Source organism: Marinigracilibium pacificum (genome assembly GCF_012926615.1).
Taxonomy (GTDB): domain Bacteria; phylum Bacteroidota; class Bacteroidia; order Cytophagales; family Cyclobacteriaceae; genus Mangrovivirga; species Mangrovivirga pacifica.
The window spans coordinates 50,217-71,696 of sequence record NZ_JABBNU010000006.1; the positions used below are offsets into that span (position 1 = coordinate 50,217).

18 protein-coding genes are annotated in these 21,480 nt (G+C 34.5%); 11 read left to right on the forward strand and 7 right to left on the reverse strand.

Annotation, left to right across the window (positions count from 1 at the left end; translation table 11 throughout):
* Positions 1-3,516 (forward strand): PKD domain-containing protein, encoded by a 3,516-nt coding sequence (locus tag HH304_RS10405; protein ID WP_169681137.1) that lies wholly within the window; start codon positions 1-3, stop codon positions 3,514-3,516.
* Between the two features lie 159 nt (positions 3,517-3,675).
* Positions 3,676-4,164, forward strand: coding sequence for an Lrp/AsnC family transcriptional regulator (locus HH304_RS10410; RefSeq protein WP_169681139.1), 489 nt, complete (start codon positions 3,676-3,678; stop codon positions 4,162-4,164).
* Between the two features lie 71 nt (positions 4,165-4,235).
* On the opposite strand, the gene HH304_RS10415 is transcribed toward HH304_RS10410, so the two are convergent.
* Complete coding sequence (locus HH304_RS10415; RefSeq protein ID WP_169681141.1) at positions 4,236-4,817, reverse strand: hypothetical protein; 582 nt, start codon at positions 4,815-4,817, stop codon at positions 4,236-4,238.
* Positions 4,818-4,969: 152 nt separating this feature from the next.
* On the opposite strand from HH304_RS10415, the gene HH304_RS10420 reads away from it, so the two are divergent.
* Positions 4,970-6,406 carry a pyridoxal phosphate-dependent decarboxylase family protein gene (locus HH304_RS10420; protein WP_169681143.1) on the forward strand — a complete coding sequence of 479 codons (1,437 nt, stop codon included), beginning with the start codon at positions 4,970-4,972 and terminating at the stop codon, positions 6,404-6,406.
* 107 nt (positions 6,407-6,513) lie between these two features.
* Positions 6,514-7,884 carry a cystathionine beta-synthase gene (locus tag HH304_RS10425; protein WP_169681145.1) on the forward strand — a complete coding sequence of 457 codons (1,371 nt, stop codon included), beginning with the start codon at positions 6,514-6,516 and terminating at the stop codon, positions 7,882-7,884.
* 159 nt (positions 7,885-8,043) lie between these two features.
* Here HH304_RS10425 and HH304_RS10430 read toward each other — a convergent pair whose 3' ends face one another.
* Positions 8,044-9,000, reverse strand: coding sequence for an NAD-dependent epimerase/dehydratase family protein (locus HH304_RS10430; protein WP_169681147.1), 957 nt, complete (start codon positions 8,998-9,000; stop codon positions 8,044-8,046).
* A 176-nt stretch (positions 9,001-9,176) separates the two neighbouring features.
* Positions 9,177-9,722: a redoxin domain-containing protein gene (locus tag HH304_RS10435; protein WP_169681149.1), complete on the reverse strand. Its 546-nt coding sequence runs from the start codon at positions 9,720-9,722 to the stop codon at positions 9,177-9,179.
* Positions 9,723-9,844: 122 nt separating this feature from the next.
* On the opposite strand from HH304_RS10435, the gene HH304_RS10440 reads away from it, so the two are divergent.
* Together HH304_RS10440 and kbl are read left to right on the forward strand one after the other, a co-directional pair.
* The gene (locus HH304_RS10440; protein ID WP_169681151.1) at positions 9,845-10,504 is read left to right on the forward strand and encodes a hypothetical protein; all 660 of its coding nucleotides are present in this window, start codon (positions 9,845-9,847) and stop codon (positions 10,502-10,504) included.
* A complete protein-coding gene (gene kbl, locus HH304_RS10445) occupies positions 10,497-11,693 on the forward strand; it encodes a glycine C-acetyltransferase (RefSeq protein ID WP_169681153.1) in 1,197 nt (398 codons plus the stop codon). The genes HH304_RS10440 and kbl overlap by 8 nt, the downstream gene beginning before the upstream one ends.
* 47 nt (positions 11,694-11,740) lie before the next feature.
* Here the strand turns inward: kbl and cdaA are convergent, their stop codons facing one another.
* Complete coding sequence (gene cdaA, locus HH304_RS10450) at positions 11,741-12,628, reverse strand: diadenylate cyclase CdaA (protein ID WP_169681155.1); 888 nt, start codon at positions 12,626-12,628, stop codon at positions 11,741-11,743.
* Positions 12,625-13,446 carry a dihydropteroate synthase gene (gene folP / locus HH304_RS10455; protein ID WP_169681157.1) on the reverse strand — a complete coding sequence of 274 codons (822 nt, stop codon included), beginning with the start codon at positions 13,444-13,446 and terminating at the stop codon, positions 12,625-12,627. The genes cdaA and folP overlap by 4 nt, the downstream gene beginning before the upstream one ends.
* A gap of 48 nt (positions 13,447-13,494) precedes the next feature.
* Here folP and HH304_RS10460 point away from each other — a divergent pair, with 48 nt between their 5' ends.
* The 5 genes from HH304_RS10460 (at position 13,495) to HH304_RS10480 (ending at position 18,212) form a co-directional block, all read left to right on the forward strand.
* Entirely contained in the window at positions 13,495-14,040 is a 546-nt protein-coding gene (locus HH304_RS10460; protein ID WP_169681159.1) for a DUF1599 domain-containing protein, read from the forward strand.
* Positions 14,041-14,051: 11 nt separating this feature from the next.
* Positions 14,052-15,152, forward strand: a complete 1,101-nt coding sequence (locus HH304_RS10465) for a BT_3928 family protein (RefSeq protein WP_169681161.1) — start codon at positions 14,052-14,054, stop codon at positions 15,150-15,152.
* An 83-nt stretch (positions 15,153-15,235) separates the two neighbouring features.
* Positions 15,236-16,291: an ABC transporter permease gene (locus HH304_RS10470; protein ID WP_169681163.1), complete on the forward strand. Its 1,056-nt coding sequence runs from the start codon at positions 15,236-15,238 to the stop codon at positions 16,289-16,291.
* A 7-nt stretch (positions 16,292-16,298) separates the two neighbouring features.
* On the forward strand, positions 16,299-16,829 hold the full coding sequence (locus HH304_RS10475) for a shikimate kinase (protein ID WP_169681165.1): 531 nt from the start codon (positions 16,299-16,301) through the stop codon (positions 16,827-16,829).
* 57 nt (positions 16,830-16,886) lie between these two features.
* A complete protein-coding gene (locus HH304_RS10480) occupies positions 16,887-18,212 on the forward strand; it encodes an N-acetylmuramoyl-L-alanine amidase (protein WP_169681167.1) in 1,326 nt (441 codons plus the stop codon).
* A 76-nt stretch (positions 18,213-18,288) separates the two neighbouring features.
* Here HH304_RS10480 and HH304_RS10485 read toward each other — a convergent pair whose 3' ends face one another.
* Positions 18,289-19,803 (reverse strand): OmpP1/FadL family transporter, encoded by a 1,515-nt coding sequence (locus HH304_RS10485; protein ID WP_271711587.1) that lies wholly within the window; start codon positions 19,801-19,803, stop codon positions 18,289-18,291.
* A gap of 101 nt (positions 19,804-19,904) precedes the next feature.
* The gene (locus tag HH304_RS10490; RefSeq protein WP_169681170.1) at positions 19,905-21,461 is read right to left on the reverse strand and encodes a hypothetical protein; all 1,557 of its coding nucleotides are present in this window, start codon (positions 21,459-21,461) and stop codon (positions 19,905-19,907) included.
* Positions 21,462-21,480 lie beyond the last annotated feature (19 nt).

Below are 21,480 nucleotides of genomic sequence, written 5' to 3' on the forward strand. Positions count from 1 at the left end.
ATGAGAAATTATTTTGTTGTAATACTTTTTTTAGTTGTTTTTTCGAATGAAGTGATTTCACAATGTGAAGATCTAAATTTTGATACACCGGAAATTGTGTGTATAAATGAGGTGTTTGAAATTTCATCTACGGATCAACAATATCATTATTCAATTGATTATTCTGCAGGAGATTTTTTAAATGGTCAATTAAATACAGATTTTATTCTAAATGATAATGAATTTTATCGGGCGAGATCATTAAAAATAGTAAAGGATGGTTCTAATTATGTTGGTTTTGCTATAAGTCAGACAAGTAATAAAATAATAAGACTAAACTTTGGTCCGAGTTTAGAAAACGTCCCCAAGATATCATATATAGACAATAATCAAGGGTTATTATCGGGGCCTTTTGGGTTTGATTTATTAGAAGTTGATGGTATTTGGTTTATGTTAATTGCCAATACAACTAAAAATAATATTTTAAAAGTAAAGTTTAACCAGGGACTAGATTCAAATGATTTATCAATTTCTGAAGTCAATGTTCAAACTCCTGTTAACTCTCCAAATGATATAAAATTTATCAAATATGATGGAAAGAATATATATGTTGCTGTCACTGGTAATGAAGAATTGTTGATTATTGATTTTCAAAATGGAATTGCTAATGACCCTCTTTCAAATAAGTATTCTTTGACAGGACATACTCTTCGGGGAATTGATTTTATTAATCTTTGTGGTACTTATACTGGTTATGTCCTTTCCTACTCGAAAAATCAACTTTTGAAGCTGGATTTTGGGTCAGATTTAATGTCGCAGCCTGAAGTAAATAAAATTAATCTTTCAGGAAGTCAATTGTATTTCCCTGCTTCCATAGATATTAAATACGAAATTGGAGGATACTTTGCATTCATTCAGGGTGCCTTAGGAAATACATATCGGGTTAAAATTGGAGATGATATTTCTAAAAGTAATTTGACTAATGAAGAATTGAATTTGCCAACTTCTGATCAAGGATTTAGTCTGGAGGTGATTCAGGATAATTCGGAATGGTATCTTTTTGTAATCGATTTAAAAAGTCGACAGCTGGTTAGAGTCAGTTATGATTCTCCCAATACAGCTGAGAAATCCTTCATTGATCAGAATGGTTTTAAAATCAATAGTTTTGATTTTGCAGGGAGAAAGTATTTGATTTTTAAATATTTAAATGGAAATGGCGATGTTGAATATAAAATTGATTCAATTGATGTTGGTAAAGATATTTCTCCACAAGTCAGCATCAAAATGGATTCTCTAAATTGCATTGGGACAAATGTTGAGTTGAGTGGGTATCCTGATAACAGTGTTGACTCATGGCAGTGGCAGTTTGGTGATGGAAACTCTTCTTCTGGTCAAAATGTAGTTCATCAATATCAAGCAGATGGTTCTTACCCAATTAGACTAGATGTTGCCAATTCTGTAACCGGTTGTAAAAATATTGTATTTGATACGGTTATGATTTTTCCAAAACCTGTTGCTGATTTTGGATACTCTGAAAATTTGATTTGCTCAAACAATACCGTTTCATTTGTTAATAGCTCAGTTCTTGAAGGGGCCGAAGGTAATGAGCGCTTTTCATGGTTTGTAGATGAATTAAAAATTTCTGAAGATGAAAATTTGGATTATAAGTTTGTTTCTTCAGGTTTTCATGAAGTTAAATTGATTACTTCAATTCCGGGGTGTTCTGATTCTGCTTCAATTCAGGTTGAGGTAAATGAAGGGCCGAAAGCTAACTTTACTTTCAAGGAAGAATGTGAGGATTCATTTATTAGTTTTTCGGATAAATCTTCAGGTGTCAATATTCTTTCAAGATTGTGGAGTTTTGGGAATGGAGATATGGCAACAAATCTAAATCCAAAAATTTACTATAAAGAGGATGGCTATTATGCAATTTCTCTAAAAGTATTGAGTGAAAATGGATGTGAAAATATAAAATATGATACATTAAAGGTTCATGATAATCCAGTTCCGTCATTTGTATCATCCTTACTTTGTGAAAATGTGCCTGTTCAGTTTAATGATGAAACTAAAATCAATGAAGATGAAATTGTAAGCTGGAAATGGACAATAAACAATGAATTGGCCTCTTCTTCTAAAAGGCCATCGTTAACATTTGATTCATCTGGAAAATATCAAATAGGATTAACAGTTAAGTCACAGTTTGGATGTGAATCAGTAGTAATAAGAGATGTAACAATTAGTGATACTCCAAATGTTGACTTTGAAATTGAAAATGCCTGTTCCGACAGCTATGTTAGTTTTTTAGACAATAGTTCGGTAGGGGAGGATAGTATAAAAAGTTGGCTGTGGACAATTGATGGGAAGGAGTACTTAAGTGAAGATGTCAAAAGATTTTATTCTAATGTTGGAGAATATTATGCAAGCCTTAGAGTTGTTTCCAGTAACCTGTGTGTGAATGAAATTACAAAAACGTTTAACATTGGGCAATCACCAATTTCAGCCTTTAGTTATGAAAATCCATGTGAAGGAGAAGAATCAAATTTTATTTCGGAGGCAAATGATGTTGTTGGATACCATTGGATTTTTGATAATCAAGTTGTAAAAGAAGGGAGTCTGGTCAATTGGACGTTTTCTAAGGCTGGTAATCATAATGTTTCACATGTAGTTGTGTCAGATAATGGATGTACGGATACTTTAACTAAAATTGTTGATATTAATAAAGTTCCGGAGATTGAGTTTTCTGTAGCTAATAAGGTGGGAGGTGCTCCTTTTCTTGTAAGTTTTGATAACAATAGCAAATATGCAGAATCATTTATTTGGGACCTGGAAGGTGATGGTAAAGTAAAAAGTAATATTGAAAAGCCAACCCATCTATATGAATTTAGAGGGAATTATAAGGTTAGCTTAACAGGCATATCACCTGATGGGTGTGAAAGCACCGGATATATAAATCTTTCTGTTGTGAATCCTGAGGTTGATCTTCAAATAAGTTCTATTGAATTAGTCAATAACCAAGAAGGTAAATTTCTATCAATAGAAATTAGAAATAATGGAAATACCAGAGAAGAGAATGTTATTGTTGAATTGGATCTCGGGAATGGAGAATTAATCAACAAGGTAGTGCCATTTCCAATAGAAATAGGTTCTAATAATTATTATTTATTCCCGGTTAATGATGAAATTTTGAATGATAATAAAACCCTATGTGCAAATTTATCATTTGGGTCAGAATCAAATGACCTGAATCCATCTAATAATAGACTGTGTCTTTATTTAAATGATCACACTATTAATGCTTACTTCTCAAAAAACCCTTCTGCAGATAATGCATTTATTTTATTGTCAAGTAAAGTAAATAGTGAAGCGCAAGTTAGCGTGTTTTCATATTCAGGAGCAATACTGTATGATCGGGAATATAACTTAATAACTGGAATGAATCATTTAATGTTTGAAGCAGAAAAGTTATCTCCGGGTGTTTATCCGATCTCAATAGTTGTTGATGGCCAAAAGATAGTTTTGAAATTTATAAAACAATAATTAGTTGTAGAGGTAATAAATTTAATGCAAATTTATTACTGTGAATTTATCAGCTACCTAATAATATTTTAATATTTAACAATTTACTAAATATTTATTCGCTTAGTTAGTCTATTGTTTATATCTTTGCCAAACATTTGGTAATAAATAGAGAGTTAAATGAGCATACCAGTCAAATTAGATAAAATTGATCGAAAGATATTAGAGATTCTTCAGGCAAACGCCAAGATCACAAATAGTCAATTGTCGAAAGAAATTGGTCTTTCACCGGCACCGACACTCGAGAGGGTTAAGAAATTAGAACAATCGGGAGTAATTCATTCTTACCATGCGCAGTTAAATCCTGCCAAAATAGGGTTAGGAGTTAATACATTTGTATTGGTTAGCTTAACTGGTCACAATAAGGATATTATCGAAATCTTTATTGAAGAGATCAACAAAATTGATGAGGTAATTGAGTGTCACCATATAACAGGTTCAGGTGATTTTATTTTAAAAATTATAACTGGTGATATTGCCGCTTACCAGCAGTTAATGTTGGAAAGGGTTTCTGCAATTAAGGTTGTAGACAATTTGCAGTCAATGGTTATACTATCGACATTTAAAGACAGTAAAGTAATGCCAATTCCTGATGCTGTTTTAAAATAATATCAAATTAAAAAGCCGATGATTGTCATCGGCTTTTTAATTTATATGTAGAGAGTGAAATCAAATTCCCCTTAAGATAATACTTGAGAAAATTTTATTTTCTTCAGGTTAAAATCCTTAAGCATTCCATTTTGCTTATTCATTAATTTATTTTTTTGGATAGCAATGAGTTCTTTGCTGAAACCTGCTATATATGCAACCAGAAAGAATTGATCTATAAATTTTTGTGTCGATTTATATACCTGTCTGATTTTATACCCATAGTCACATGCGAGAATTTTGTTTTCTCTTTCGTCAATGATTTTATTATCATAAGCCCAAAGTGTATACATAATTGAGCAACTGTAATCATAGGCTATTAGCTCATCTGAGTCATGCATTTCACCTCCAAATAAGTTTCTGTATCCTATAGATTCAAGATCTTCAAGCAGGCTGCAAAATTGATTGTAGTTTTCAACTGAAGTATTGTCAAAAACATTAATCACATCTTTGGTCATTAGAATACTTGGATAATGAAGTAGCATGGAAGGCAAACCTAAAAGTAAAGCGTTATCATATTGTGATTTATTGATTTCGCGATATAGGTCTTCCTGACTAAAGCTCTCACTCAGAGTGGTCACTTTAATGTTGTTAGTGTGGTGGTTTGTTGGCATTTTGGGAGATAGTTTTCATGATATACAGAACTAATTTAATAGTATTTTTCTAATATTAAAATTAGTTATTTTAATTTTTTTATTATCTGGATTTATAAACACCTATGATTAACTGGTAATGATTAAATTCAAGCTTTTAAAATATCAATTAAATGAACACACCTGAAGAATTTCGAGAAAGGGGTTATAAGATAGTCGATTGGATTGCAGACTATTTTACAAATATTGAATCTTTTCCTGTGAAGCCGGATATTCAGCCGGGAGAAATTAAATCTCAGATAGCTACAGATTTTCCTGAGCAACCCGAATCTTTTGATGATATATTTAAAGATTTTGAAGAGAAAATTGTTCCAGGAATGACTCATTGGCAGCACCCTGGGTTTATGGGGTATTTTCCGGCTAATAATAGTTTTCCATCTATTTTGGCTGAGATGCTGACCGCAGGAATGGGAGCGCAGTGTATGGTCTGGCTTACTTCACCAGCAGCTGAAGAACTCGAAGAACTCATGATGCTGTGGTTGCGAAAAGCAATAGGTCTACCTGATGAATTTACTGGTGTAATTCAGGATACAGCTTCTACAGCAACTTTAGTGGCAATTCTTTCTGCCAGAGAAAAGTATTCTCATTTCGCAGTAAATAAAAGTGGATTTACCGGTCGAGAAAAATTTAGGGTTTATTCTTCAAACCAAGTACATAGCAGTATTGATAAGGCTGTAAGAATAGCAGGTATTGGAGAAGAAAACCTTATAAAAGTCCCTGTGAATGATGATTTTTCAATGAATATTGATGCTCTTAAGGAACAAATTGAAGAGGATCTGAAATCAGGGTACAGACCACTATGTATTGTCTCTGCTCTGGGAACTACCAGTTCTACTGCTTGTGATTCAATAGATCAAATTGGACAGATCGCAAAAGCCTACGATATCTGGCATCATGTGGATGCTGCCTATTTAGGAACTGCATTGATATTAGATGAATACCGTTACTTGATTAATGGAATTGAAAATGCAGATAGCTTTGTTTTCAACCCTCATAAATGGATGATGGTGAACTTTGATTGCTCTGCCTATTACGTTAAGGATACAGATCTATTGCAAAAGACATTTTCAATAATGCCTGAATATCTTAAAACTGATATTGATAAGCAGGTTAATAATTATAGAGATTGGGGGATACAGCTAGGAAGAAGATTCAGGGCACTAAAACTTTGGTTTGTATTGCGAAGTTTTGGACTTGAAGGATTGAAAAAGAAAATTTCAGCCCATATAAAATTGACCAAAAATTTCGAATCATTCATTGCAAGGAATGGAAATTTCGAAATACTCGCACCAGTTGTAGCAAATTTAGTTTGTTTCAGAGTCTTTAAGCTTGGCTGGACTGAAGAGATAGCCGATAGAGCTTCTTCGTTATTGATGAGTAAAGTGAATCAGACAGGTGATTTTTTTCTGACACACACAAAGCTTTCAGGGAAATATACCATTAGAGTGGTTATTGGTCAGACAAATGTTACCGAGAAACAAATAGAATCTCTTATTGCTTTAATAGAAAAAACACTGCCTGAAGTGATAAATGAAGTAGAAGACAATTAGAAATTGTAGTTAAACTTAATTCATTTACGTATAAGTAAGTAAAAAGGGCCAATCAATGTGCTGGTTGTTGTCTGATTATCTAATTTTGTGCAAACTTCAATAATACAATGATTTATAATTCAGTAATCGATACAATAGGTAATACACCTGTAATTAAATTGAATAAAGTTTCTGAAGGAATAAAAGGTACTGTTGCTGTAAAAGTAGAGTATTTTAATCCTGGTAACTCAATGAAAGACCGAATGGCATTGAAAATGATTGAAGATGCTGAGAAAAATGGTCTTTTAAAACCAGGAGGTACAATTATTGAGTGTACTTCAGGGAATACAGGAATGGGACTTGCTCTTGGTGCTATAGCCAAAGGATATAAGTGCATTTTCACATTGGCTGATAAGCAATCTAAAGAAAAGATAGATATTCTTCGCGCAATGGGTGCAGAGGTTATTGTATGTCCTACTAATGTTGGTCCTGATGACCCAAGATCTTACTATTCTGTTGCTAGAAAAATGAATGAGGATATCCCAAATTCATTCTTCCCAAATCAGTATGATAATTTATCAAATGCAGCAGCGCATTATGAAACTACAGGGCCTGAAATATGGAATGATACTGAAGGAAAAATAACTCATTATGCAGCTGGTGTAGGAACAGGAGGTTCGATGTGTGGAACTGCTAAGTATTTGAAAGAACAAAACCCTGATATTGTTACTGTTGGTATTGATAGTTATGGTTCTGTATTCAAAAAATACAAGGAAACGGGAATATTTGATGAAAAGGAAATTTACCCTTATTTAACTGAGGGAATCGGAGAAGATATTTTACCTAAAAATGTTGATTTCAGTCTGATTGATCATTTTGTGAAAGTTACTGATAAGGATGCTGCCATAATGACCCGTAGACTAGCAAGAGAGGAAGGGCTATTTGTAGGTTGGTCTTGTGGCTCGGCAGTTAAGGGTGCCTTAGACTGGGCTAAAGATAATCTGAAAGAAGATGATCTTATGGTTATCATTCTTCCTGATCATGGAACCAGATACCTAGGTAAGATTTATAATGATGACTGGATGAAAGATCATGGTTTCATTGAGTCTAGAACTTATGCTACAGCCGAAGATATTATCAGCAGACAAAACGGAAATGGTAAGTTAGTTACATTAAGCAAAGATGCTAAAGTAAGTGAAGCTGTTAGTCTTTTAAATGAGAAAGGTATTTCTCAGATTCCTGTTACTGACGGAGAGAATTTTGTTGGTTCTTTAACTGACTCTAAAGTGCTTAGGAAGTTAATTGATAATCCGGACCTGAAGAATGGTGCGGTTTCAGAAATTATGGATGCTCCATTTCAATTTGTAGCTGCTAATAATACTTTAGATGTGTTGTCTTCATTGATTGATGAAGAGCATAAGGCTTTGCTTGTCAGAGATGCAAAAAATGACATTCATATTATTACTCAGCATGACCTTCTTATGGCTATGACCAAATAAGGAGAATTATTGCTGAATGAATAAAAAGGAAGCACTTCATTTGAGGTGCTTCCTTTTTTTAATAAAAAAACCCTGCCGCGACCAACGACAGGGCTAATACCAACTATTTGCACTGTTTAAGTAATAATTTAAACGATTTATGTTTGCAAAAGGTTTAAATTATTTCTGAGATTCTAACAATTTTTCTAAGTTTATTAAAATATCCTCAGTCATAGAATCAAGATTATATTCTGGTTTCCATCCCCAGTCATTTCTTGCACATGAATCGTCTATACTATCTGGCCAGCTATCTGCAATTTTTTGTCTGAAGTCGGGAGTGTATTCAATCTCAAAATCCGGCTTAAATTTTTTAATACTTTGGTAGATTTCTTCAGGTGTAAATGAGAATGCTGATAGATTATAACTACTTCTAATCTTTATTTTTTCAGGGTCAGCTTTCATTATATCAATTGTAGCTCTTACTGCATCAGGCATATACATCATAGGTAATGCAGTGTTCTCAGAAAGGAAACAATCAAATTTTTCATTCTCAAGTGCTTTGTAATAAATATCAACAGCATAATCTGTTGTTCCACCACCTGGGAGAGATTTATATCCGATCAATCCCGGATATCTGATGCTTCTTACATCGACGCCATATTTTTCGAAGTAGTACTGACACCATCTTTCTCCGGCCAATTTACTAATTCCATAAACCGTTGTTGGATTGGTTACAATCTGCTGAGGAGTATTTACTTTTGGAGTGTCCGGACCAAAAACAGCAATTGAACTAGGCCAATATATTCTGTTTACATGATCAATATCTTTTGCTAAATCAAGGATATTAAACAAGCTGCCCATGTTTAAATCCCAGGCCCATTGTGGATTTTGTTCACCTTTAGCACTAAGTATAGCGGCTAAATGATATATATGATTAATTCTGTATTTTTCTACAATACCAAGGAGTAGATCTTTATTCATTACATCCAACTGCTCATAAATAAAGTCTCCTGATACTTCTGAGGCAGGTTTTAAGTCTGATGCAATTACGTTGTCCTTACCATATTCTTCCTGAAGTCCGGTGACCAACTCAGTGCCAAGCTGACCTAAAGATCCAATTACCAATATTTTTGTCATTGATGCAGATTTTTTTGCGAAATTATTAATAATGAACGGCTAAAAAAACATCATGTTGAAGATTTTACATTATTTATCTTGATATCTTGATAATGTTTTATTGGTCTCGTTGGATTTATGGGTATTGTAGTGCTGATATATAAGTTTTTAGCCAAATATATACCTATTGTAATAGATTAATTTGAAATAAAATTTTTTATATGAGTTAAATCCATACGATCGTTCAATCTTTGAGAATAATGAACATGGCTAATTGTTAAGTCTTTATCAATGAGAAACTCAGCAGGCATTGTATTTAAAGATTCACCCGTAGTAGGCATTCCCATTGGTAAATTTTTCATCTTTGCTCTAAAAGCAGTCTGGACAAATGATGTTATATGACTGATAGCTGAGTTTTTTGCTGATTGCTCTAAACCGTATTTTTCATAAATGATTTTTTCCGGATCAGATATTATTGGAACAGGAGAGACTTCCTGGTGGAAAGTGCTTCTTTCTAAAACACTTCTTTTTGATTCAAAAAAGAAAATCATCTTAAAATCCGGATCATTGAGTTCTTCGTAAAACTTTACAAGGGTATGGACTCTCAGGTTACAAAATGGGCAACCCGCATGTCTGAAAAATGCAACAAGTATTTTTTTACCAGTATATTCAGCCAAGTTTATTTCTCTGTCAAATATATCTGTTTCATGAAAAATTGGTGCAATTACTTTTGTCTGTAACATATAGATTGGTTTATAATTATAATGCTCCGGAATAATAAAAGGTAACCATCATGGCATAAAGTATTATGAGATTATAGGCTGACATACTATACATTTCATGTTCATAAAGCTATATTTGTAATATGGATTTCAGTACCTTTCTGAAGACAAAAAGAATTGATCCGGACAGTTTAAAAAAAACTGATCCTAGTCTATATCATTCCTGGGAACTCCTGTATGGTTATGTACACCCTAATAGTTTTGTTAGGCAGAAACTGTTTGTCATAAATAAAATTAGAAGGATGCATCCATTCGAAGGAGAAATTCCTAAGCCTGAATTAAAGCCAAAACCATCTGTTAAGCCGGCAATAGCTGCAAAGGCGGTAAGAGGTAAGGCAATAATCAAACCTAAAGTAAAAGCGCCTGACGATATTTCTGACACTAAAGAAGTTAAGGCTGTTAAACCTAAGCCGGTTCGTGTAAAACCGGTAATAAAAGCTTCCAAAGCAGAAGATCAACCGGAGCCTTCAGTACCAAAAGCCATAAAAAAACCACGGCCTGTAATCAGACCTAAAATGGCAACTGATAAAGAATCGACTGAAAATACCGTAGAACAAAAATCAAAGCCGATAAAGCCTAAAATGAAAAGGCCTGTTATCAAAAAAAAGTCTGAAGATACAGAGCAAGAAAAAAAGGTCGAGCCAATAAATGAATCGGTAAATACTGAAAAGAAAAAGGCACCAAGACCAATAATGAAGAAACCCAAAATAAATAGACCAAATAAAGACGAAAACGATGTTTGATTCATTGAAAGAAGAACTACAGCAACAATTGCAGGAATTAAAGGATTCCGGTTTGTATAAATCTGAACGAATAATTACAACACCACAAGGTGCTGAAATAAAGACTGATCAGGGAAATGAAGTGATCAATTTTTGTGCTAATAACTACCTTGGGTTATCGTCTCACCCAAAAATTCTTGAAGCTGCACATAAGACTTTAGATACTCACGGATTTGGAATGTCTTCTGTAAGATTTATTTGTGGTACTCAGGATATTCATAAAGAACTTGAAAGAAAGATTTCTGAATTTTTAGGTACTGAAGATACAATCTTATATGCTGCAGCATTTGATGCTAATGGAGGAGTGTTTGAACCTATTTTAGGAAAAGAAGATGCTATTATTTCTGATGCATTAAATCATGCCTCAATTATTGATGGGGTCAGGTTATGTAAGGCTATGAGGTTCAGATATGAACATAACGACATGGCTGATCTTGAGAAGCAACTAATAGCTGCCAATGAGCAGGGTGCTAAACACAAAATCATAGTTACTGATGGAGTGTTCTCGATGGATGGAACTATTGCTCAGCTTGATAAAATTTGTGATCTGGCTGAAAAGTATAATGCCATGGTGATGACAGACGAATGTCATTCAACAGGGTTTATGGGTAAAACAGGTCGAGGGGTGCATGAATATCGCAACTGCATGGGACGTGTTGATATAATTACCGGAACCTTAGGGAAGGCTCTTGGTGGTGCCTCTGGTGGATTTACATCCGGGAGAAAAGAGATAATCGAAATGCTGAGACAAAAATCTCGTCCATACTTATTTAGTAATACTTTGGCACCTTCTATTACCGGAGCTTCAATTGCTGTTTTTGATCTGTTGTCAGAAACTACTGAACTAAGAGATAAGCTTGAGGATAATACTAAATACTTTAGAGCTAAAATGACTGAAGCTGGTTTTGATATTAAACCAGGTGAACATGCAATTGTTCCAATCATGCTTTATGAAGCGCCGTTGGCACAGAAAATGGCTGAGCGACTTCTTGAAGAAGGAATCTATGTGATTGGATTTTATTACCCTGTTGTTCCAAAAGGTCAGGCGAGAATCAGAGTGCAGGTTTCTGCTGTTCATGAAAAAGAACATCTTGATAAAGCTATTAACGCCTTTGTGAAAATTGGTAAAGAATTAGGAGTTATAAAATAAGAATAAATAAAATTGAAAAAACAAAAGGCCCTGTTCAGGGCCTTTTTTTATGATGTTTCTTCTAATGATTCCGTAGGTTTCTTTTTCTTCTTTTTCTTTCCTTCCTTATCAGAGTTTGTAATCATTTGTTCAAGTGATGGCTCTACTGTACGATAATACTCATTAATTCTTTTTCTGATTTCCTGTGGAGAAAGGTTGTGGTCGATTTTTCCACTTTTAGCTATTGAAAGCTGCCCGGTTTCTTCTGAAATAATTAGCACCAGAGTGTCAGTATTTTCACTCATTCCAATAGCAGCCCTGTGTCTTAATCCAAATTGAGCTGGAAGATTCTGTTCTGTAACTGGTAAAATACACCTTGCAGCTTTAATTCTTCCATTGTGTATGATAACAGCTCCGTCATGCAAAGGACTGTATTTGTTGAATATTGATAGCAGGATTCTTTTTGATATCACTGCATCCATCATGTCCCCCGATTCAACATAAAACTTAAGTTCTGAGTTTCTCGAAAATACAATTAAAGCACCAGTGTTAGAGCCTCCAAGTGTTTTTGCTGCTTCAACAACAGAAGATACATTTAGACTAATGACTTCCTTTTTATTTTTGATTCCTAGCAGCTCCATAAATGACTCACGATTAAAGGCTGTACTTCGACCAATAATTAACAAGAACTTTCTAATTTCCTGTTGAAATAAAATAATCACTGCAAGAACTCCAACTCCCATAAACTCACCAAGAATTGATGATAGAAGCTCCATCCCTGATGCTCTTACAACAAGGTAAATCAGATATAGTGAAAGGAAACCAAGAAATACTTTAACCGCAACGGAGCCTTTCATTAGCTTATAAAGCTGATACATAAGTATAGCTACCAGAAAGATATCGATAACATCTATCCAGCTAATGTTCAGGAATCCGATTTTAAATAATAGGTTCAAGTGTTAATAAGGTTAAAAAGTTTAATGCATTCTACAGCTTCTTTAACGTCATGTACTCGAAGTATGTTAGCTCCTTTTTCCAATGCAATCATATTCAAGGCAGTGGTTCCATTTAATGCTTCCTTGGAGCTGACTCCAAGTGGTTTGTATATCATGGATTTTCTGGAGACTCCCACGAGTAAAGGAACGCCAATTTCCTTAAAATAAGCTAAATTTTTGAGCATTTCATAATTTTGTTCAACGGTTTTTGCAAATCCAAAGCCAGGGTCTGCAATTAGATCTGAAACACCTTCATTTCGTAAGTGTCTAACCTTTTGAGCGAGACTCATAACTACTTCTTCTGTAACATTTTTGTATTCCGTTAGCGACTGCATCGTTTGAGGGGTTCCTCGCATATGCATTAATATATATGGGCAGTTTTTCTTTATAATCAGATTAAACATATCATGATCAGCATCACCACCCGAAACATCATTAATTATTTCTGCTCCTGCATCAAGTGCACTTTCTGCAACCTGACTTCTAAATGTATCTATTGAAAGTATTACTTCCGGAAATTCCCTTTTTATTGTAGTTACTGCATTGACGATTTTTTTTGTTTCTTCCTCAATAGGTATCTCAATTGCTCCCGGGCGAGTACTATAGGCTCCAAGATCTAGAATTGATGCACCTTCACTGATCATTTTCTCAACCCTTTGCATTAAAAGGTTATCATCAACCCGGCTTTCACTATAAAATGAGTCATTAGTGAGGTTAATTATCCCCATCACGACAGGAGTGTTTAAATTCAGTAGTTTTCCCCTTATCTTAAGTGTCATAATATTTTTAAAATTACTATCTTTCGCAGTCGAACAAAATTCGGAGTTTTGGAAGAAAAAACCATAAAGCAATATAATCAAGTGATCGGTCATTGCCGTGAACTTTTTGAAAAGAAGGCAAAAGACTACGGGACAGCCTGGAGAATTATGAGGATGCCTTCGATAACTGATCAGATATACATAAAGATTAATCGAATTAGGTCTATTCAGGATAAAGGTCAGCAACAGGTCAATGAAGCTATTGAGGATGAGTTTGTAGCTATAATTAATTATAGTTTGATAGCCATGATCCAGATCTCACTTGAGGGAGACGATCGAATTGAAATTCCGGCTGATGAGCTTATGAAGCTTTATGATCAGTTTGCGAATGAAACTTTGGAGCTATTACAACGTAAAAATCATGATTATGGTGAAGCTTGGAGAGACATGCGTGTTTCTTCAATAACTGATATTATCCTTATGAAAGTTTATAGAGTAAAACAAATTGAGGATAATGAAGGTCATACTCTTGTTTCAGAAGGTGTTAAAGCGAATTATCAGGATATGCTAAACTATTCGGTTTTTGCACTAATATTAAGTGAGTTTGTAAAGTAATTTTTTAATACATGAAGACTTTTGTAAATAATACTTTCAGGATCTTTGTAGGAGGTCTTTTTATTTTTTCAGGTTTAGTTAAACTTAACGATCCTCAGGGAACGGCAATTAAGATGACTGAATATTTTCAGGTTTTTGCTGAAGATTTCCTTGGGTTGTTTCAATACCTTGTTCCTGCAGCTTTACCGATTGCCTTTGCGATCATAGTATTTGAAATTCTGGTAGGTATAGCCCTTTTGATCAATTATAATATGAATTTGACTACAAAGGTGCTTCTTGCAATGATTGTCTTCTTTACTTTTCTGACTTTCTATTCTGCGTACTTTAACAAAGTTACTGATTGTGGATGCTTCGGAGATGCCATACCGTTAACGCCTTGGGAATCATTCTATAAAGATGTGGTGCTTTTGGTAATGTCATTATGGCTATTTGTGAACCGAAAAGATTTTGTTTCAACTTTCAGAAGCCTGACTGCAAATAGTATTCTTTTCTTCTCAGCGATAATTTTTACAATCGTAGGGATTTATGCAATTAAACATCTTCCATATATAGATTTCAGACCTTATGCTATCGGAGAAAGTATTCCTCAGAATATGCAGCCAGCCGCCAGACCTATTTTTGAATATACATTTTTGAAGGATGGCGAAGAAATAAAATCAAGAGAGTATATTCAGGATGAAGGATATAAATATGTTTCAAATGAAGTGATAAATAAGGATGAGTCTGAACCAAAGATAACTGATTATAGTGTTGAATCTGTTGATGGTGAAGATGCTACACAGGAAACTTTTGAAGGTATCAAGCTTTTGATAATCATAGAAAGTCTTGAAAAGACTGATGCTGAAGCATATAAAGGGATAAATTCTTTGTTGTCAAGATTAAAGCCAGGGATTGAGCCAATGGTTTTGACAGCTGTGGGACCGTCAGAATTTGATAAATTCAGACACCAGGTTCAATTAGGTGTTCCATATTACTTCACTGATCATACTGTATTGAAGGCAATGGTAAGATCTAATCCGGGATTAATATTAGTGCAAGATGGTGTTGTGAAAGGAAAATGGCATCATAATGATACTCCGGAACCATCAGATATTCACAGTTTAATTGATTAACTTGGTTTTTTACTACATTGGTTTTAATAACGAATTAATTTGAATTATTTTAGCCATCAAATAATCATTCAAAAGATTTTTTAATGCTTAAATTCATAGGTAGACGATTGGGGTATGGTTTGCTGGTTATGATGGGAGTTACTGTTATAGTATTTTTCCTCTTCCATCTATTACCTGGAGATCCGGCAAGGATGGTAGCGGGAAAGAGATCTGATATCACTACCATTGAAGCAATAAATAAAGAATTTGGTCTTGATAAGCCACTTCCAGTTCAATTTTATCATTATGTGAAAGATCTTTCTCCAATATCTATACATGATGATACACCTGAGAACCAAACTAAATACGAATACACCAAATTGTTTTCAATTGGCAATGAAGCTGTAGTTTTTAAAGCTCCATACTTAAGAAGGTCATTTCAGACTAATAAAAAGGTTGGTGAACTATTAATGGAGAATTTAGAGCCTACAATCTGGCTTGCTATTGCTGCAATGCTGTTTGCCACGGTATTTGGAATAGCTATAGGGGTTGTTGCAGCAGTAAATCAGCATAAGTTTCTTGATAACTTCCTAGTTGCAGGCTCTGTATTAGGTATTTCTCTACCTTCATTCGTGGCTGCTATTATAATTTCGATGGTATTTGGTTATTATCTGGCTGACTGGACAGGTTTGGGACTCACCGGTCAATTATATGACTATAGTCCGTTTGGAGGTAAAACTCTTCATTTGAAAAATCTGATTTTACCTGCTTTTACTCTGGGAATCAGGCCTTTGGCTATTATTATGCAGCTTACGAGAAGCTCCATGCTGGATGTATTAAAGCAAGATTTTATAAGAACGGCATATTCAAAAGGATTACCATATAAAAAAGTAATAATCAAGCATGCGCTTAAAAATGCTTTAAACCCGGTAATTACTGCTGTTTCTGGCTGGTTAGCCTCGCTAATGGCTGGAGCATTTTTTATTGAATTAGTATTCGACTGGAAAGGATTTGGGTATGTGACAATCAAAGCTGTAGAAAGTCTTGATTTTCCTGTTGTGATGGGAGCTGTTTTAATTATTGCTTTAATATTCGTAATTGTCAATATTCTTGTTGATGCATTATATGCATTAATTGATCCTAGAGTAAGAATAAGCTAAGATCTTTATGAATCAACCTGATTTGATATTTCTTGTTGGTTTACCTGGATCAGGAAAATCTTCTATTGGGAAAGGATTAAGTGAAATGCTTAATTATGATTTTCTGGATTTAGATTATTATATCGTCGAAAAAGAAGGTCGCTCAATTCCTGAAATATTTAGTAAAAATGGAGAAGGGTATTTTAGAGAATTGGAATCTAAATATTTGCAAAACCTGGTCGATGATTGTAAAAATAGTACAGTTGTAGCTACAGGAGGAGGAACTCCTTGTTTTAATGATAATATGTCATTAATAACAACTTCCGGATTCTCAATTTTTATTGATGTGAAGTTAGATCAGTTGATTGAGAGAATAGGAAAAGATGAAAAGGAGGTGACTGCCAGACCACTTTTTGCTGCTGGTGATCTAAAAGAAAAATATAACTCACTATTAAATAATAGAAGGTCATATTATGAACAGGCATCATTAACGGTAGATGCAACTGATTATGATATTGATGAAGTTATAAGAAACATAGTTTCACATTTGAAGGAATAACTTTATATTCAGTAATATTTTTTTTAATCTACTTGTCAAATCAAATTTTTACTCGTTATGAGAGTTTTATTGATTCTATTTGCTGGTCTTTTATCGTTTAATCTAATAATGGCACAAGATGTTGATGTTGAGCTATATAAAAAACGGATAGAAAGACATTTACCTAAACTCATCAAACACGAAAGTCTCCATGAATATTTCGTTTTTGATGATAATTACCTCGAAGTTTATGCACATCCTGCTGATAAGAGGAATGGGAGATCTCCGGAATTCAGACTTTACTACCAGGAGATACCACTATTCTTGAAGATTGTCTATAATGCATCTAGAGAGGAGGCAATCGACTTTTATAAGAGAAAGGGGACATCGGCATTTCCTAAGTCTATTGCCGAAAAATACGATGAGTTTTCTTTAGACAGGCCTACTAAGTTTGCTGGATTAAGAGTAGCAATTGATCCGGGGCATTTTGCTGGAAACGAAAGGGAAGCTAAACAAGAAGCAAAATTTTTAAAGATAAAAGGCAAGGATGTTGGAAGGAAAAGCGATCTGTTTTTCTATGAAGCACAGTTAACTTATGCTACGGCTGAGATATTAAGAGAAATGCTTGAGAATGAACTGGCTAGTGTTAAATTAACACGTGTACAGGGCGAGTCAGCAGTTGGTAAGAGCTTCGATGATTGGTATAAAGAAGATTTTATCAGAGTTAGAGATGAAATGTGTGCTGATGATGAATTGACAGAAGGAACATGTCAAAGTCTTAAGTCTGATTCAAGTCCTAAAAATGCATTCTTTAAACTTTATAAATATCTTGATTTTACTGGAAGGGCTGATGTAATCAATGATTATAAAGCAGATGTGACTATAGTTGTTCATTACAATGCAAAAGAGGATAATCCTAGAGATGAGGATGGGTACACTACTCCTACCAAAGAGAACTATTCAATGGCATTTATTCCAGGTAGCTTTCTACAGGATGAATTAAGGAAAGTTGATCAGCGTATTGATTTCCTAAGGCTGTTATTAAGTGATGATATGGATAGAAGCGAGGAGCTTGCAAGTTCATACATTCAGGATCATGAGGAAACACTAGGAATACCGGCTATTCCTGAAGAGAATTCTCTTCGCCATATTGAATATGTAAATATTTATTCAGGTGAGAAGGGTGTTTATCATAGAAATCTTTATCTAACAAGAGCAGTTAAAGGCTCAATTGTTTATGGAGAAAGTTTGTATCAGGATAATATTGATGAAATATTAAGTCTGACAAAATCAGGATTGACTTATAAGCAATTATTGAAAAATGAGAGGTTGCAAGAAGTGGCCAGATCATATTTTCAAGCTATTGAGAATTATTTAAAGTTCTCTGAAAAAACTGAACAGTAATGCTTAAAATATTTAACAACAAAAAAGCGGTGAAGGAATGACTTCACCGCTTTTTTGTTTTCTGTTATCAATTACCTCAGAAAGATTTTCCAAAAGTAAATAATACTGAGGAAGCTTGTTGCTTAATATTTGCTGAAGGAGCAAATGCTTGAATATCTGATGAATAAGGTTCAGCAATTGTAAAAGGTGAATCCTGAATATCAGATTCGGTTTTATATAAATATGTCAGATCAAAGAATAAGCCATTTTTAGTTCTGAAACCAACTCCTCCACTATAAATGAATTTATCTCCATTAAGATTTTTAGGGCAGGCATATGTAGCATACCCTCCTCTTAAGTAGAATAATTTTGTTAATCTGAACTCAGCACCTACACGGTAGTTCCATACATTATCATAATTATCATCAATAAATTGATTATCCCCAGAAAAATCTATACCTGTTCCGTTTCTTAGCTTCATTCCTGAATAGTTTACATGTTCAGCATCAAAAGAAACTAATCCACGCTTACCGAATAAATAAGTTGCTCCTAATCTAAGCTTTCCCGGTGTAGTGAAACTGTATTCTGATTCGTATCTAACTAATGAAGATTCATTATTTAAGAATATTGAGCCATCAGTTGTTTCATATTCATAATTATTAAAAATGCCTTCAACTACTACTTCTGCATAATCAGTTGCTCTATAACTTGTTCTTGTTTGGTAAGACAAACCGACAGTTAATTGATTTAAAGGTCTGGCTATAATTCCAAAAGTTCCGCTTACACCTGCTGCACTAACATCTACATATTGTAAATAGTTCATTCTTTCCAAAGCAGCATTATTTCTGAACTCGCTATAAAATGTTTCAACAGTGTAATCATAAAAATGCAAGTTTAATCCTGCACCCAGATATACTCTGTCATTAATGTTTATGCCGTAAGCTACGTTTAAAGCAGAATTACCACCTTCGATATCTTTAGAATAGTCTATAGCATTAGGAAGGGGAGGGTAGTCATCTCCTTCAATATAATATAAACCTAAAGCATCTTCTTCTACTAGAAATGCATTGTAAGCCTGTTCAGGTAGGTTTGAGGGAAAGTCAGGATTGAAATTATTCGCATCATATAAGCTGTATATGTAATCAAAAAAGTCACTTGAAAAGTCTTGGGATGGATTACTCGCATTATACCTGATGCTATTGTCAAAATAAGAAGTATTTGTTATGGTTAAACCAAATCCTTTAGATTTTATTATGCTATTATCTTTTCCATCATTCTGAAAAATGATACCAAGTGCAGGTGTGTTAAATCTGAAATCGCTTTCACTATTTCTATTATTATAAAAGTCAGATTTGGCATTAACGAAATTTAGTCCGGCCGTAACTGCGAATGATTTATTATTATAAAATCCAATTCCTGCAGGGTTTGAAAAGCCACTACTGATATCAGCACCCAGAGAAGTTTGAGCTCCACCCATAGCCTGGATTCGTGCTGTACCGCTAATTTCTGTATTAGAGGCCTTTTCAACAATTTCAACATATGATTGTGCTGACGCCAAAAGGGTCGTCATGAAAAGTGTAGATAAAAGTGAAATTTTCTTTAAAAATTCCATATGATTAGTAATTGGTGTTGTTGTTAAAAATAAAAGGTGCTCTAACTAATGTTTTCCATTATGTAAAGCACCTTTATGAAATCAATTTGGGAAAGGTCGGTTTAGTTTCCTCTACCTCCTCTTGAAGAAGAGCTTCTTCCTCCTGAAGAGCGGCTACTGCTTCCTGAAGAACTTCTTGAAGAACCACTGCTATATGATGAGCTTCGGCTACTTGAAGAACTTCTGCTGCTTGAAGAGCCACTGCTATAAGAACCTCCACTACTTCTTGATGAAGAACCTGAGCTTCTGTAAGTTGAACCTCCGCTGCTTCTTGAACTTCCTCCACTATTATAATTTCTAGAAGGAGTAGAGCTTCTGTTATAATCTCTTGAAGGAGAAGAACTTCTATTATAAGTTCCTGAATTTGTTGATCGCTGATAAGTTCTGTTTCTGTAATCAGAATTTGGAACTGATCTGCTAGTGTTATTATAATCTCTAGTCGATGTATTTGTAGAACGAGTATAAGCACTTCTGTCAGATGTTCTACTTACATCTCTGTCTGCTGTGTATGAAGATCTGCTACTTGCAGCTGCCAAAGTTGTTCTTCCGGCAGTGTATGAAGATCTTGTAGAAGTACTACGTGTTCTGGTAGCATCTCTGTCATACGAGTCTAATCTTGAATCTCTTGATGCAACAGTACGAGCATTTCTATTTGTAGTAGTTCTACTGTTAGTTGATGCAATTCTTGAATTTCTGCCTGTACTTGACTCAGAAACTCTGCCAGATGTCGAAGTTCTTGTTCTATTAGGGCTTACATTGTATCTGTCATTTGTACTTGTTGAACCACCTGGTCTTGATCCTACAACTCTTCTGTTTCCTACGTAATAATCTCCATTATTATAGCTGTAGTAACTATTTGATAATCCGGCATTGTATCCACACCAGTAACCATTGTTAAATCCGCGGTTATATGAATACCAGCTGTTGGAATATCCCCAGCCCCATCCCCATGATGGTCTGTTCCATGCACTATATCCATACCAAGGGTCATACCACGGATCGTAAAATCCTCCACCCCATCCATAGTATGGATTTCTCCAAGGGCGGTAATAATTACCCCAGCCCCAGCCAAATCCAAAAGATATATTGAAGTTCCATCCGGAACCACCATACCAATAAGGGTCATACCATGGATCGTAGAACCCGCCATTGTATCTGTATCCAGTATTAGCGTAAGTAGTAGGTATATAATTGTTTACAATGATCGTTCTCGAACCATCTTGTAATATTTCCTGTGTTCTACCGTTTGAATTATTATATTGAGTAACCTGCTCTTGATTATTATAAGAGTTTACATTCAGGTTTGAGTCAGTGTTTCTATAATACTCAGGTTCATCAGTATTAGCATTGGTTACAACCTCGTTAGTATATCGGCTAAGATAGTCAGGGTTGATTTGTGTTGTTGATGTTTGCTCAGTATTTGTAGCCTGAAGAATTGAATAATCAGGGCTTACCTTCTGACCTTCAGTTACCTGAGTAGTTGAAGTCTGTTTCTTGTCTTTCTTCTGCCTGTCTGCAGGAGTAAAGTACATATCATCTACCACCTGTGCATTGACAGTTAGACCTGTCAATATGAAGGCAAGGATGAATAATCGTTTTGTTATAGTGTTCTGGTTCATAACTTTCCCCATTTTAAAT

Coding starts and splice junctions, on each gene's coding strand:
- folP (WP_169681157.1), bottom strand. CDS start 13,446: ATGACACTTAAGATAAGGGGAAAACTACTGAATTTAAACACTCCTGTC.
- HH304_RS10405 (WP_169681137.1), top strand. CDS start 1: ATGAGAAATTATTTTGTTGTAATACTTTTTTTAGTTGTTTTTTCGAAT.
- HH304_RS10430 (WP_169681147.1), bottom strand. CDS start 9,000: ATGACAAAAATATTGGTAATTGGATCTTTAGGTCAGCTTGGCACTGAG.
- HH304_RS10485 (WP_271711587.1), bottom strand. CDS start 19,803: ATGGAATTTTTAAAGAAAATTTCACTTTTATCTACACTTTTCATGACG.
- HH304_RS10425 (WP_169681145.1), top strand. CDS start 6,514: ATGATTTATAATTCAGTAATCGATACAATAGGTAATACACCTGTAATT.
- HH304_RS10435 (WP_169681149.1), bottom strand. CDS start 9,722: ATGTTACAGACAAAAGTAATTGCACCAATTTTTCATGAAACAGATATA.
- HH304_RS10470 (WP_169681163.1), top strand. CDS start 15,236: ATGCTTAAATTCATAGGTAGACGATTGGGGTATGGTTTGCTGGTTATG.
- HH304_RS10415 (WP_169681141.1), bottom strand. CDS start 4,817: ATGCCAACAAACCACCACACTAACAACATTAAAGTGACCACTCTGAGT.
- HH304_RS10410 (WP_169681139.1), top strand. CDS start 3,676: ATGAGCATACCAGTCAAATTAGATAAAATTGATCGAAAGATATTAGAG.
- HH304_RS10480 (WP_169681167.1), top strand. CDS start 16,887: ATGAGAGTTTTATTGATTCTATTTGCTGGTCTTTTATCGTTTAATCTA.
- HH304_RS10440 (WP_169681151.1), top strand. CDS start 9,845: ATGGATTTCAGTACCTTTCTGAAGACAAAAAGAATTGATCCGGACAGT.
- HH304_RS10475 (WP_169681165.1), top strand. CDS start 16,299: ATGAATCAACCTGATTTGATATTTCTTGTTGGTTTACCTGGATCAGGA.
- HH304_RS10420 (WP_169681143.1), top strand. CDS start 4,970: ATGAACACACCTGAAGAATTTCGAGAAAGGGGTTATAAGATAGTCGAT.
- kbl (WP_169681153.1), top strand. CDS start 10,497: ATGTTTGATTCATTGAAAGAAGAACTACAGCAACAATTGCAGGAATTA.
- HH304_RS10465 (WP_169681161.1), top strand. CDS start 14,052: ATGAAGACTTTTGTAAATAATACTTTCAGGATCTTTGTAGGAGGTCTT.
- HH304_RS10490 (WP_169681170.1), bottom strand. CDS start 21,461: ATGAACCAGAACACTATAACAAAACGATTATTCATCCTTGCCTTCATA.